Source organism: Rhizobium sp. H4, assembly GCF_003013335.1.
Lineage (GTDB): Bacteria > Pseudomonadota > Alphaproteobacteria > Rhizobiales > Rhizobiaceae > Rhizobium > Rhizobium sophoriradicis.
This window is the reverse complement of sequence record NZ_PSOW01000005.1, coordinates 128,594-142,835: the sequence shown is the minus strand read 5'-3', so window position 1 is coordinate 142,835 and position 14,242 is coordinate 128,594. Positions and strand designations below refer to the sequence as shown.

7 protein-coding genes are annotated in these 14,242 nt (G+C 62.2%); all 7 read left to right on the top strand.

Annotated elements, in window-relative coordinates:
* Positions 1-8 precede the first annotated feature (8 nt).
* The 7 genes from C4N04_RS09490 (at position 9) to glgC (ending at position 14,242) form a co-directional block, all read left to right on the top strand.
* Entirely contained in the window at positions 9-3,332 is a 3,324-nt protein-coding gene (locus C4N04_RS09490; protein ID WP_106795931.1) for a transglutaminase family protein, read from the top strand.
* Between the two features lie 24 nt (positions 3,333-3,356).
* Complete coding sequence (locus C4N04_RS09485; RefSeq protein WP_106795930.1) at positions 3,357-5,774, top strand: circularly permuted type 2 ATP-grasp protein; 2,418 nt, start codon at positions 3,357-3,359, stop codon at positions 5,772-5,774.
* On the top strand, positions 5,771-6,658 hold the full coding sequence (locus tag C4N04_RS09480) for a transglutaminase family protein (RefSeq protein WP_106795929.1): 888 nt from the start codon (positions 5,771-5,773) through the stop codon (positions 6,656-6,658). The genes C4N04_RS09485 and C4N04_RS09480 overlap by 4 nt, the downstream gene beginning before the upstream one ends.
* A gap of 119 nt (positions 6,659-6,777) precedes the next feature.
* Positions 6,778-8,019 (top strand): TadE/TadG family type IV pilus assembly protein, encoded by a 1,242-nt coding sequence (locus C4N04_RS09475; RefSeq protein WP_106795928.1) that lies wholly within the window; start codon positions 6,778-6,780, stop codon positions 8,017-8,019.
* Positions 8,020-8,294: 275 nt separating this feature from the next.
* Positions 8,295-10,757 (top strand): glycogen/starch/alpha-glucan phosphorylase, encoded by a 2,463-nt coding sequence (locus C4N04_RS09470; RefSeq protein WP_106795927.1) that lies wholly within the window; start codon positions 8,295-8,297, stop codon positions 10,755-10,757.
* The gene (glgB, locus tag C4N04_RS09465) at positions 10,754-12,961 is read left to right on the top strand and encodes a 1,4-alpha-glucan branching protein GlgB (RefSeq protein WP_077990695.1); all 2,208 of its coding nucleotides are present in this window, start codon (positions 10,754-10,756) and stop codon (positions 12,959-12,961) included. The genes C4N04_RS09470 and glgB overlap by 4 nt, the downstream gene beginning before the upstream one ends.
* An 18-nt stretch (positions 12,962-12,979) precedes the next feature.
* Entirely contained in the window at positions 12,980-14,242 is a 1,263-nt protein-coding gene (gene glgC, locus C4N04_RS09460; protein ID WP_077990696.1) for a glucose-1-phosphate adenylyltransferase, read from the top strand.

Here is a 14,242-nt window from a genome sequence, read left to right as displayed (position 1 = left end):
AGAGAAATATGTCGATCAAAGCCAGCATCTACCACCTGACGCATTACATCTATGACAAGCCGGTCCGCCTCGGCCCCCAGATTATACGGTTGAAACCGGCCTCGCATTCGAAGACACGGGTGCTCAGCCACTCGCTGAAGGTCACGCCTTCCAACCATTTCGTCAATCTGCAGCAGGATCCCTACGGCAATTATCTCGCCCGCTACGTCTTTCCCGATCCGGTGACGGAGTTCAAGATCGAGGTCGATCTCGTCGCCGACATGACGGTCTACAACCCGTTCGACTTCTTCGTCGAAGAGGAAGCGACCAAGTGGCCCTTCGATTATCCTGAAACGATCCGCGAGGATCTGTCGATCTACATGACGCCCGAGCCAGCCGGCCCGCGCCTGAAGGCGTTGCTGCCGACGCTCGATTGGTCGCCGGGCCAGGCGACGATCGATATGGTCGTCGGTTTGAACGCCCGCCTGCAGCGCCAGATCGGCTATGTCATCCGCATGGAAGCCGGCGTGCAGACGCCGGAGGAGACGCTGGAAAGCGCCAAAGGCTCCTGCCGTGACACCAGCTGGCTGCTCGTCCAGATCCTTCGCCATCTCGGCCTTGCCGCCCGCTTCGTCTCCGGTTACCTCATCCAGCTGACCCCGGATCTGAAGGCGCTCGACGGCCCCTCCGGCACCGAAGTCGATTTCACCGATCTGCATGCCTGGGCGGAAGTTTATCTACCGGGCGCGGGCTGGGTCGGCCTCGACCCGACCTCCGGCCTCCTGACCGGCGAAAGCCACATCCCGCTGGCCGCCACGCCGCATTACCGCAATGCCGCGCCGATCTCCGGCGGTTACTTCGGCGAGGCCGGCACCGAATTCGCTTTCGACATGAAGGTCTCGCGCGTCGCCGAACACCCGCGCATCACCAAGCCCTTCTCCGATGAAAGCTGGGACGAGCTCAACGAGCTCGGCGAGAAGGTCGACCACGTCCTCGAAGCAGAGGACGTACACCTGACGATGGGCGGCGAGCCGACCTTCGTCTCGATCGACGATTTCCAGTCGGCCGAATGGAATACCGACGCTGTCGGCCCGACCAAGCGTGAAAAGGCCGACAGCCTGATCCGCCGGCTGCAGGAGCGCTTCGCCCCCGGTGGCTTCCTGCATTACGGCCAGGGAAAATGGTATCCGGGCGAAAGCCTGCCGCGCTGGACCTTCTCGCTCTACTGGCGCCGCGATGGCAAGCCGATCTGGCAGAACCTCGATCTGGTCGCCGCCGAAGGCAAGGATACCGGTGTTGCGGCCGAAGATGCCGAACAGCTGCTGACGGCGATTGCAAGAGAACTGGCGATCAAGCCCGACATGGTGCAGCCGGCCTTTGAGGATCCGGCCGACTGGATCATCAAGGAAGGCAATCTTCCCGAAAACGTCGATCCGACAAATTCGAAGCTGAAGGATCCCGAGGAACGCAACCGCATCGCCCGGGTCTTCGATCGTGGCCTCACCGTCCCCACAGGCTACATCCTTCCGGTCCAGGCATGGAACGCCAGGGCCGCTGAAAGCCGGGTCTGGGTCAGCGAGAAATGGCGCACCCGCCGCGGCAAAATCTTCCTTGTGCCGGGCGACAGCCCGATCGGCTACCGCCTGCCGCTCGGCGCTCTGCCCTATGTCCCCCCGGCACGCTATCCCTATATCCATCCCGCCGATCCGACGATCCCGCGCGAGCCGCTGCCCGACGTTTTCGTACCGGCCGGCCGCGCCATGCCGGAAGCCTCCTTCCAGGCCGGCGAGAGTAATCGCAGCCGGATCGAACAGACGCTTGAGATCGGCGGCGCGGTGCGCACCGCCATGTCGGTCGAGCCGCGCGACGGCAGGCTCTGCGTCTTCATGCCACCGGTCGAGCGCATCGAGGATTATCTCGAGCTGATCGCCGCGGCCGAAAACGCCGCCGCCGAACTCAAGCTCCCCGTCCATATTGAAGGTTATCCGCCACCGCAGGACGAGCGCATCAACGTCATCCGCGTCGCTCCCGATCCCGGCGTCATCGAGGTCAACATTCATCCGGCCTCGAACTGGAGGGAATGCGTCGACATCACCACGGCGGTCTACGAAGAGGCGCGCGCCACCCGGCTCGGCGCCGACAAGTTCATGATCGACGGCCGCCACACCGGCACCGGCGGCGGCAACCATGTCGTCGTCGGAGCAGCCAATCCGAACAACAGCCCCTTCCTGCGCCGTCCGGATCTGTTGAAGAGCGTCGTCCTCCACTGGCAGCGCCACCCCTCGCTCTCCTACCTCTTCTCAGGCATGTTCATTGGCCCGACCAGCCAGGCGCCGCGCATCGACGAAGCGCGCCACGACACCCTCTACGAGCTGGAGATCGCCATGGCGCAGATCGCGGCTCCCGGCCGTGGCCAGCCGCCGCTGCCCTGGCTCGTCGACCGGCTGTTCCGCAATCTGTTGACCGATGTCACCGGCAACACTCACCGCGCCGAGATCTGCATCGACAAGCTGTTTTCGCCCGACGGCCCGACCGGCAGGCTCGGCCTCATCGAGTTCCGCGGCTTCGAGATGCCGCCGAATGCACGCATGTCGCTTGCCCAGCAATTGCTGGTGCGCGCGCTGATCGCCCGCTTTTGGGTCAACCCGGTCGACGGCAAATTCGTTCGCTGGGGCACGACCCTGCACGACCGTTTCATGCTGCCGCATTTCGTCTGGGCCGATTTCCTCGACGTGCTCGCCGACCTTCGCGAAAACGGCTTCGACCTCAGCCCGGAATGGTTCAAGGCCCAGCTCGAATTCCGCTTCCCCTTCTGCGGCGAAGTCGAATACGAGGGCTCGAAGCTGGAACTGCGCCAGGCGCTCGAGCCTTGGCATGTCATGGGCGAGGAAGGCGCGGTCGGCGGCACCGTCCGCTATGTCGACTCCTCCGTCGAGCGCCTGCAGGTGCGGTTCGAGACCAGCAATACGAGCCGCTACACCGTGACTTGCAACGGCCGCACCCTGCCGCTGACGCCGACCGGCACGGCAGGCGTGTCGGTCGCTGGCGTCCGCTACAAGGCATGGCAGCCGGCTTCGGGTCTGCATCCGGTCCTGCCGGTCAACACGCCTTTGACTTTTGACATTTATGATACATGGTCGAAGCGTTCGATCGGCGGCTGCATCTATCATGTTGCCCATCCGGGCGGCCGGACCTATGACACCTTCCCGGTCAACGGCAACGAGGCGGAAGCAAGGCGGCTCGCCCGCTTCGAACCGTGGGGACATACGGCAGGCGGTTATATCCCGCGCGCCGAGACGGGTTCGCTTGAATTCCCGCTGACGCTGGATCTGCGGCGGCCCGTCGGAATTTGAGCCGGGGTTGGGATGTGAGTTTTGATGGGTAAAAGGCCTGCAGCGGAGCGCAGGGGCGAGGCAGAGGATCGCATCGGCAAGCATGCGGCCTTCGACTATGCGCCGCTTCCCGGCACTGCCGACGAGATGGTCGACAATAATGGCGTCGTCCGCCCCGTCTGGCAGCGTTTCCTCTCGCATCTCGGCGCAATGCCGGAAAAGGATCTCACCGAACGTTTCGCTCGCGCCGACCGCTATCTCAGGGATGCCGGCGTCTTCTACCGCGCCTATGGCAGCAAGGGCACCGGCGAGCGCGCCTGGCCGATCTCGCATATCCCGGTGCTGATCGATGAGCGCGAATGGCAGGCGCTGTCGGCGGGCCTCGTCCAGCGCGCCGATTTGTTGGAAGCGATCGTCGCCGATATCTATGGCGACAACCGGCTGGTGAAGGAAGGCGTCCTGCCGCCGGCGCTGATCGCCGCCAATCCCGAATTCCAGCGCCCGCTCTCCGGCATCAGACCGGCATCCGGCCACTATCTGCATTTCTGCGCTTTCGAGATCGGCCGCGGCCCTGACGGTAACTGGTGGGTTCTCGCCGACAGGACGCAGGCGCCGTCGGGCGCCGGTTTCGCGCTGGAAAGCCGCGTCGCCACCACCCGTGCCTTCTCGGATATCTACGCCGAAACCCCGGTCCACCGCCTCGCCTCCTTCTTCGGCGCCTTCCGAGATGCGCTGCAGGGCATGAAACATTCCGGCGACGACCGCATCGCTGTGCTGACACCGGGCCCGGCCAACGAGACCTATTACGAACACGCTTACATCGCCCGTTATCTCGGCTTCATGCTGCTGGAGGGCGAGGATCTGACCGTGGTCAAAGGCCGCGTCATGGTGCGCACCGTCGCCGGCCTGAAGCCGATCGGCGTGCTCTGGCGCCGTCTCGATTCCGCCTTCGCCGACCCGCTGGAATTAAACCAGAATTCGCATATCGGCACACCCGGCCTCGTCGAAGCCTTGCGCACCGAAAGCGTCACCATCGTCAATGCGCTCGGCACCGGCATTCTCGAAACCCGGGCGCTTCTGGCCTTCATGCCGATCATCTGCCGCCGTCTGCTCGGGCAGGATCTGCGGCTGCCCTCGATTGCGACCTGGTGGTGCGGCCAGGAGGAAGAACGCGAGCACGTCGCCAAGAATATCGAGAAGATGGTGATCGGCCCGGCCTATTCCCGGGCGCCCTTCTTCGACGACGACGGCGAATCCGTGCTCGGCTCGTCGCTGCGGGCGACCGCCAGGGATTCCATCACCGACTGGCTGAGTTCGGACGGCCCCAAGCTTGTGGGACAGGAGGTCGTCACACTCTCGACGACGCCCGCCTGGGTGGACGGCAAGCTGGTGCCGCGGCCGATGTCGCTGCGCGTCTTCGCTGCCCGCACCGCCAATGGCTGGCAAATCATGCCCGGCGGTTTTGCCCGCATCGGCTCCGGTGCCGATGTCGCGGCGATCGCCATGCAGTCTGGCGGCGCAGCCGCCGATGTCTGGATTGTCAGCGACAAGCCCGTCGAGCGTCACACGCTGCTGCCGGCCGAAGGCAGCTTCACCCGCAACATGCCGGGCAGCCTTCCGAGCCGGGCAGCCGACAACCTGTTCTGGCTCGGCCGCTACATCGAACGCGCCGAAGGGGCGTTGCGCATCTTGCGCGCCTGGCACTCGCGTTATGCCGAGGTCGCCGATCCGAGCCAGCCGCTGCTCGCTGATGTCTCCGCCTATCTCGCCGCCGTCGATATCGATACTGCCGAGGCAGTGCCGGAAACGCTGTTGCGCAACATCGACAGCGCGGTTTATTCGGCAAGCAACATTCGCGACCGTTTCTCGCCGGATGGCTGGCTGGCGCTCAACGATCTCGCCAAGACGGCCCGCCGTTTCCGCGTCACCGTCACTGCCGGCGACGACGCCAGCCACGCGATGACCATTCTTCTGCGCAAGCTCGCCGGTTTTGCCGGCCTCGTGCACGAGAACATGTACCGCTTCATGGGCTGGCGCTTCCTCTCGCTCGGCCGCTATATCGAGCGCGGCCTGCACATGACCCGCCTGCTCGGCCACATGTCCGGCCCGGAAGCGCCCGACGGCGCGCTCGACATGCTGCTCGAGATCGGCGACAGCGTCATGACCCACCGCCGTCGCTACAACGTCAATACGGCGCGGCTGACGGTTACCGATCTGCTGGCGCTCGATCCGCTCAACCCGCGCTCGGTGCTCTTCCAGGTGAACGAGATCCACCACGAGGTCGAGCAATTGCCGAATGCCCTGATCAACGGCCAGATGTCGCCCTTCTACCGCGAGGCGATGCGGCTTCATTCCGGCCTGGCGGTGATGACGCCGGAGGGCATGGGGCCTGAGGTCTATCAGCGGTTCGAACGCGAATTGGAGCAGCTTTCCGACCTGCTCGCCCAGACCTATCTCGGGTGACGGCAGTGCTTTACGACCTCTCGCTCCGCATGGGTTACAGCTACGACGTGCCGGCCTCCGGCGCTCGCCACATCATGCGCCTGATGCCGCTGTCGCTGACCAACCGGCAACGCCTGGTCGCCGGCTCGATCACGATTTCGCCGACGCCGGACGAGCAGTCGCATTTCGTCGATTTCTTTCAACACTCCGCCACCGCCTTCATGCTGCGCGCGCCGCACGAGGCGCTCGACATTCGCATGCAGGCCCGCGTGCAGGTCGAAAGCCAGCCGATCGCCGCCGATTTCTCGCCGCTGCTTGCCGATCTGCCCGAGGAAATAGCAGGCATCTGGTCGCTGGCGCCGGATTCGCCGCACCACTTTCTCGGCGAAAGCCCGCGCCTGATGCAGACGCGCGAGATCGCCGACTATGCACGAAGCTGCGCCAAGCCCGATCTGACGGCGATGCAGATCGCTCATGCGCTCTGCACCCGCATCAACAAGGATTTCACCTACGATCCCGACGCGACGACGGTCGATACCACGCCGCTCGAGGCTTTCAAGCTGAAGCGCGGCGTCTGCCAGGATTTTACCCACATCATGATCCTGGCGCTCCGAAGTCTCGGCATTCCGGCCGGTTACGTATCCGGTTTCCTGCGCACCATACCGCCGCCCGGCAAGGAACGGCTGGAAGGGGCCGATGCCATGCATGCCTGGGTCAGGATCTGGTGCGGCGAGACGATCGGCTGGATCGAGCTCGACCCGACCAACGACATATCAACCGGCACCGACCACATCGTCGTCGCCTATGGCCGCGATTATTCCGACGTCGTCCCCGTTATCGGCGTGTTGAAAAGCTATGGCGGCCAGCGCGCCGTCCAGGCGGTCGACGTGATCCCGCTGAAATAAGCCAATCCCAAAACTGGAAAAAACCGCCGATTCGTTAAAATTATATTGACGCCGTAAGGACGGCGTAAAGAACCAGCATGCGTTAATCACCTGACAGGGTTTCCAGTTGGGTGAACATGATGAGCACCTTCTTTTTGCATCCCTGCCTGCGACGCATGTTCAGCGATCGAGGCGGTAATTTCGGTATCATGACGGCGATTTTGGCGCCGGTTCTTCTCGGTGCCGCCGGCATGGCGGTCCACGTCGGCGATATGCTGCTCTCCAAGCAGCAACTGCAGGAAGCCGCCGACTCGGCGGCGCTTGCGACCGCCACCGCGCTGGCGAATGGCAAGATCCAGACCTCTGAGGCCGAGGCCTACGCGCGGAATTTCGTCGCCGGGCAAATGGCGAATTATCTGCAAAGCGGCGTCGATATTAAAAGCGCGACGGGCGTTAGCGTGCAGACAAACACATCGGGAAACTCGACATCCTACCAGGTAACGGTTTCGCCGAGTTTCGACCTGACAGTCAATCCGCTGATGCAGGCGGTCGGCTTCACCACGCAACACCTTTCGACATCAGGCACGACGATCGGCGGCGGCCATTCCCAGACCCAGGGCCAGGGCTCCATCTCGATGTATCTGGCGCTCGATAAATCAGGATCGATGGGAGAAGACACGGGGACCGTCAACGAGGAGGATCCCACGGAATCCTATACCTACCCCTGCAATCCTCACTATAACAAAAAGGGCAAGGAGGTCTGGGACACCTGCACCGGCAGCCGCGCAAACTACTATACAAAAATAGAAGCGCTGAAGATGGCCGCCGGCAATCTCTTCGTCCAGTTGAGCGGCGCCGATCCCAACGCCCAATACGTCCGCACCGGCGCGGTATCTTACGATATCGTTCAATACGCACCCAGCAGTCTCGCCTGGGGAACTATTGGTGTTTCGAGCTATGTCAATGCGCTTCAGGCGGGAGGCGGCACGAATTCCAGCGGCGCTATGAGCACCGCCTATTTGTCCCTGACGGCAAAGAATGCTGCGGGGAACGACGCCGAAGACTCCGCCCACAAGCTGAAGAGCGGGCAGATACCGCAGAAGTACATCGTCTTCATGACGGACGGCGACAATAACAACGACAGCAGCGGCGGCCGTTCATATGACACGCTGACCAAGGCGACATGCGACACTGCCAAGTCCAAGGGCATCGAGATCTATACGATCGGCTTCATGGCGCCCCCGGGCGGACAAGCGCTGCTGCAGTATTGCGCCTCAGATGCCTCGCACTATTTCCAGGCGGAAAAAATGGAAGACCTTTTCGCCGCATTCAAAGCGATCGGAGCGAAGGCGTCCACTCAAGTGACGCGCCTGACGAACTGACGATCCTGCCAACCGAGAGCCGACCAAAAGAGCCGCGCCGGAACAAACCGGCGCGGCCTTTCGCTATCGCTACCCCATCCATCTGTCGGGAAAAACGTTTGTATTCAATCCCTTTGAACCCCGTGAATATGAAGGTTTCGCAAATTTTTCGTTTGCCCAAATCCTTTGTTGCAAGTGCTTCCTAACGATGCATAAACTGTGGTCCGCGCAAGCGACAAATCGATTAAATCAGGCATAACACCCTGAAACCAAATTAAAATTGGCGAGATCTGACCATGAACACCGTTTCCAAGCCGGTTATCCCTTCTCCCGCTCCCCGCAGTTCAAGGCCGGAAATTCTCGCTGAAGAAATCATCGAACGTTTGACCTACCGCATCGGCAAGGACGCCAAGGTGGCAAAGCCGCATGACTGGTTGACGGCGACTATTCTGGTGGTGCGCGACCGCATCATCGACAAGTGGATGGCCTCCACCCGCGAGGTCTATGCGACGGGCGCCAAGCGCGTTTATTATCTATCTCTCGAATTCCTGATCGGCCGCCTGATGCGCGATGCCATCTCGAACCTCGGCCTGATGGAAGAGGTGCGCGATGCGCTCGCCTCGCTCGGCGTCGATGTCAATGTCATTGCCGGCCTCGAGCCGGATGCCGCTCTCGGCAATGGCGGCCTCGGGCGTCTCGCCGCCTGTTTCATGGAGAGCATGGCGACGGTCAACGTCCCGGCCTATGGCTACGGTATCCGCTATGTCCATGGCCTCTTTCGCCAGCAGCTGGCCGATGGTTGGCAGGTAGAACTGCCTGAAAACTGGCTTGCCCACGGCAACCCGTGGGAGTTCGAGCGCCGCGAGAGCTCTTATGAAATCGGCTTTGGCGGTTCCGTCGAATTCATCACCACCCATGACGACCAGCCGCGCTACGTCTGGAAGCCGGCCGAGCGCGTCATCGCCGCAGCCTTCGACACGCCGGCGGTCGGCTGGCGCGGCAAACGCGTCAACACGCTGCGCCTGTGGTCGGCGCAGCCGATCGACCCGATCCTCCTCGATGCCTTCAACGCCGGCGACCACATCGGCGCCCTGCGCGAAAGCAACAAGGCCGAAAGCCTGACCCGGGTTCTCTATCCCGCCGACGCAACGCCGGCGGGCCAGGAATTGCGCCTGCGCCAGGAGTTCTTCTTCTCCTCCGCTTCGCTGCAAGACATCCTGCGCCGCCACCTGCAGCAATATGACGATTTCACCTCGCTGCCTGATAAGGTGGCAATCCAGCTGAACGACACCCATCCGGCCGTCTCCGTCGCCGAACTCGTGCGTCTGCTCTGCGACGTGCACGGCATGGATTTCGAACAGGCCTGGGAGATCACCCGCCACACTTTCTCCTATACAAATCACACGCTTCTGCCCGAAGCGCTGGAAAGCTGGCCGGTGCCGCTGTTCGAGCGCCTGCTGCCGCGCCATATGCAAATCGTTTATGCGATCAACGCCAAGATCCTGCTTGATGTGCGCAAGACCAAGAACTTTTCCGACAGCGAAATCCGCTCGATCTCGCTGATCGAGGAAAGCGGCGAACGGCGCGTGCGCATGGGCAATCTCGCATTCATCGGCTCCCATTCTATCAACGGCGTCTCGGCGTTGCACACCGATCTGATGAAGGTCACGGTCTTTGCCGACCTGCACAAGCTCTATCCCGACCGCATCAACAACAAGACCAACGGCATCACGCCGCGCCGCTGGCTGCAGCAGTGCAATCCCGGCCTCACCGGCCTGATCCGCGAGGCAATCGGCGACGAGTTCCTCGATGATGCCGAAAAGCTGCGCCCGCTCGAGGCGCATGCTTCCGATCCGGGCTTTCAGCAGAAGTTCGCAGCGATAAAGCGGGCCAACAAGGTGGGGCTCTCCAATCTCGTCGCCAGCCGCATGGGCGTAAAGCTCGATCCGTCGGCCATGTTCGACATCCAGATCAAGCGCATCCACGAATATAAGCGCCAACTTCTGAACATCATCGAAGCCGTCGCGCTCTATGACCAGATCCGCTCGCATCCTGAAATGGACTGGGTGCCGCGCGTCAAACTCTTCGCCGGCAAGGCGGCGCCAAGCTACTACAACGCCAAGCTCATCATCAAGCTGATCAACGACGTCGCCCGCACCATCAACAACGATCCATCGGTGCGCGGCCTACTTAAGGTCGTCTTCGTGCCGAACTACAACGTCTCGCTCGCCGAGGTCATGGTTCCGGCCGCCGATCTCTCCGAGCAGATCTCGACCGCCGGCATGGAGGCATCCGGCACCGGCAACATGAAGTTCGGCCTCAACGGGGCGCTGACGATCGGCACGCTCGACGGCGCCAATGTCGAGATGCGCGACAATGTCGGCGAAGACAACATCGTCATCTTCGGCCTCAGGGCCGACGAGGTCGCCAAGGTCCGCAGCGACGGCCACAATCCCCGCGCCATCATCGAGGGCTCTCGCGAACTTTCGCAGGCGCTTGCCGCCATCGGCTCCGGCGTCTTCTCGCCCGACGACCGCAACCGCTATGCGGCGCTGATCGACGGCATCTATTCGCACGACTGGTTCATGGTCGCCGCCGATTTCGACGCCTATGCCCAGGCTCAGCGCGACGTCGACCAGATCTGGATCAATCAGTCCGCCTGGTACACCAAGACGATCAACAATACGGCGCGGATGGGCTGGTTCTCTTCCGACCGCACGATCAGGCAATATGCAGACGAAATCTGGAGAGCCGGATGAAAACGCCGAAAACACTCCCTGAAGTAAAGCTTTCCTGGGAAATTTCGGCAGATGAAATCAAGGCGATCCTGGCCGGCTCGCATTCCAATCCCTTTGCCGTTCTAGGCGTGCACCAGGCCGGCGACGCCTTGGTCGCCCGCTGCTTCATCCCGGGCGCCGAAGACGTGACCGCCATGACGCTCGACGGCGGCGTCATCGGCGAACTGAAGCAGCTGCATGCTGACGGCTTCTTCGCCGGCCCGGTCTCATTGACCAGGCTGCAGCCGGTGCGCTACCGCGCCCGGCGCGGCGATGCCGAATGGGCCGTCACCGACCCCTACAGCTTCGGGCCGGTGCTCGGGCCGATGGACGATTATTTCGCCCGCGAAGGCTCGCACCTGCGTCTGTTCGACAAGATGGGCGCCCACCTCATTCGCCACGACGGCGCCCAAGGCATACACTTCGCCGTCTGGGCCCCGAATGCGCAGCGCGTCTCGGTCGTTGGCGATTTCAACAATTGGGACGGTCGCCAGCACGTCATGCGGCTGCGCGCCGACAGCGGCATCTGGGAGATCTTTGCCCCTGATGTGCCGATCGGCGTCGCCTACAAATTCGAGATCCGCGGCCATGACGGCGTCTTGCTGCCGCTGAAAGCCGATCCGTTCGCCCGGCGTAGCGAGCTGAGGCCGAAGACCGCCTCGGTCGCCGCCGCCGAACTGGAGCAGGTTTGGGAGGACGAGGCCCATCTGAAGCATTGGCGCGAGACCGACAAGCGCCGCCAGCCGATCTCGATCTATGAAGTGCATGCCGCCTCCTGGCAGCGCCGGCAGGACGGCACCATGCTTTCCTGGGACGAGCTCGCCTCGAGCCTCATTCCCTATTGCGTCGACATGGGCTTCACCCATATCGAATTCCTGCCGATCACCGAGCATCCCTACGATCCCTCCTGGGGCTACCAGACGACCGGCCTCTACGCACCGACCGCCCGCTTCGGCGAGCCGGAGGGTTTTGCCCGTTTCGTCAACGGCTGCCACAAGGTCGGCATCGGCGTCATCCTCGACTGGGTGCCGGCGCATTTCCCGACCGACGAGCATGGCCTCGGCTGGTTCGACGGCACGGCGCTCTACGAGCACGAAGACCCGCGCAAGGGCTTCCATCCCGACTGGAACACGGCAATCTATAATTTCGGCCGCACCGAGGTCGTTTCCTATCTCGTCAACAACGCCCTCTATTGGGCCGAGAAGTTCCATCTCGACGGCCTGCGCGTCGATGCCGTCGCGTCGATGCTCTATCTCGATTATTCCCGCAAACACGGCGAATGGATCCCGAACGAATATGGCGGCAACGAGAACCTCGAAGCTGTCCGCTTTCTGCAGGACCTCAATATCCGCATCTATGGCCAGCATCCCAATGTCATGACCATCGCCGAGGAATCGACCTCATGGCCGAAGGTCTCGCAGCCCGTCCACGAAGGCGGCCTCGGCTTCGGCTTCAAGTGGAACATGGGCTTCATGCACGACACGCTGAGCTACATGAAACGCGATCCGGTACACCGCCGGCACCATCACAACGAGCTCACCTTCGGCCTGCTCTATGCCTATTCGGAAAATTTCGTCCTGCCGCTATCGCATGACGAGGTCGTCCATGGAAAAGGCTCGCTGATTGCCAAGATGCCGGGTGACGATTGGCAGAAATTCGCCAATCTGCGCGCTTATTACGCCTATATGTGGGGCTATCCCGGCAAAAAGCTGTTGTTCATGGGGCAGGAATTCGCCCAGTGGAGCGAATGGAGCGAGGCGAAGTCGCTCGACTGGAACCTGTTGCAATACCGTATGCATGAAGGCATGCGCCGTCTGGTGCGTGATCTGAATTTCACCTACCGCAGCAAGCCGGCGCTGCATGAGCGTGACTGCGAGGGCGACGGCTTCGAATGGCTGGTCGCCGACGACCGCGAGAATTCCGTCTTCGCCTGGCTGCGCAAGGCGCCGGGCCAGAAGCCGGTCGCCGTCATAACCAACTTCACGCCCGTCTATCGCGAGAATTATTCCATCCGCCTGCCCCTGGCGGGCCGCTGGCGGGAGATTCTGAATACCGATGCCGATATCTACGGCGGCAGCGGCAAGGGCAATGGCGGGCGCGTGCAGGCCGTCGATGCCGGCGGCAACATCACCTGCTCGATTACGCTGCCGCCTTTGGCAACGATCATGCTTGAACCTGAAAATTAAGACTGGTGGGAGGAGAAAATGGTAGAAAAGCGTATTCAGCCACTTGCCCGCGATGCAATGGCCTATGTTCTGGCGGGCGGCAGGGGGAGCCGTCTCAAGGAACTCACCGACCGGCGTGCCAAGCCCGCCGTCTATTTCGGCGGCAAGGCCCGCATCATCGATTTCGCCCTGTCTAATGCCCTGAATTCAGGCATCCGCCGCATCGGCGTCGCGACGCAATATAAGGCGCATTCGCTGATCCGCCATATGCAACGCGGCTGGAACTTCTTCCGCCCGGAGCGCAATGAGAGTTTCGACATCCTGCCGGCCAGCCAGCGCGTTTCGGAAACGCAATGGTATGAAGGCACCGCCGACGCCGTCTATCAGAACATCGACATCATCGAGGATTACGGTGTCGAATACATGGTCATTCTGGCGGGCGACCACGTCTACAAGATGGACTATGAGTGGATGCTGCAGCAGCACGTCGATTCCGGCGCCGACGTCACCATCGGCTGCCTGGAAGTGCCGCGCATGGAAGCGGTGGGCTTCGGCGTCATGCATGTCAACGAAAAGGACGAGATCATCGCCTTCGTCGAGAAGCCGGCCGATCCGCCGCCCATTCCCGACAAGCCGGATTTCGCTCTCGCCTCGATGGGCATCTATGTCTTCCACACCAAGTTCCTGCTCGATGCGCTGCGCCGCGACGCCGCCGACCCGAATTCGAGCCGCGATTTCGGTAAGGACATCATCCCCTATATTGTCCAGCACGGGAAGGCGGTCGCTCACCGCTTCGCCAAGTCCTGCGTCCGCTCCGATTTCGAGCATGAACCCTATTGGCGCGACGTCGGCACGATCGATGCCTATTGGCAGGCCAATATCGACCTGACGGCGATCGTGCCGGAGCTCGATATCTACGACAAGTCCTGGCCGATCTGGACCTATGCCGAGATCACCCCGCCGGCAAAATTCGTCCATGACGACGAGGATCGCCGCGGCTCGGCCACGTCTTCCGTCGTGTCGGGCGACTGCATCATCTCCGGCGCCAGCCTCAACAAGAGCTTGCTCTTCACCGGTGTCAGGGCCAACTCCTTCTCCAAGCTGGAAGGGGCGGTCATCCTGCCGAATGTGAAGATCGGACGCCGCGCGCAGCTCAAGAATGTGGTGATCGACCACGGCGTCGTCATTCCGGAAGGTCTTGTTGTCGGCGAGGATGCCGAACTCGACGCCAAACGCTTCCGGCGGACGGAAAGCGGCATTTGCCTGATCACGCAACCGATGATCGACAAGCTGGATATCTGA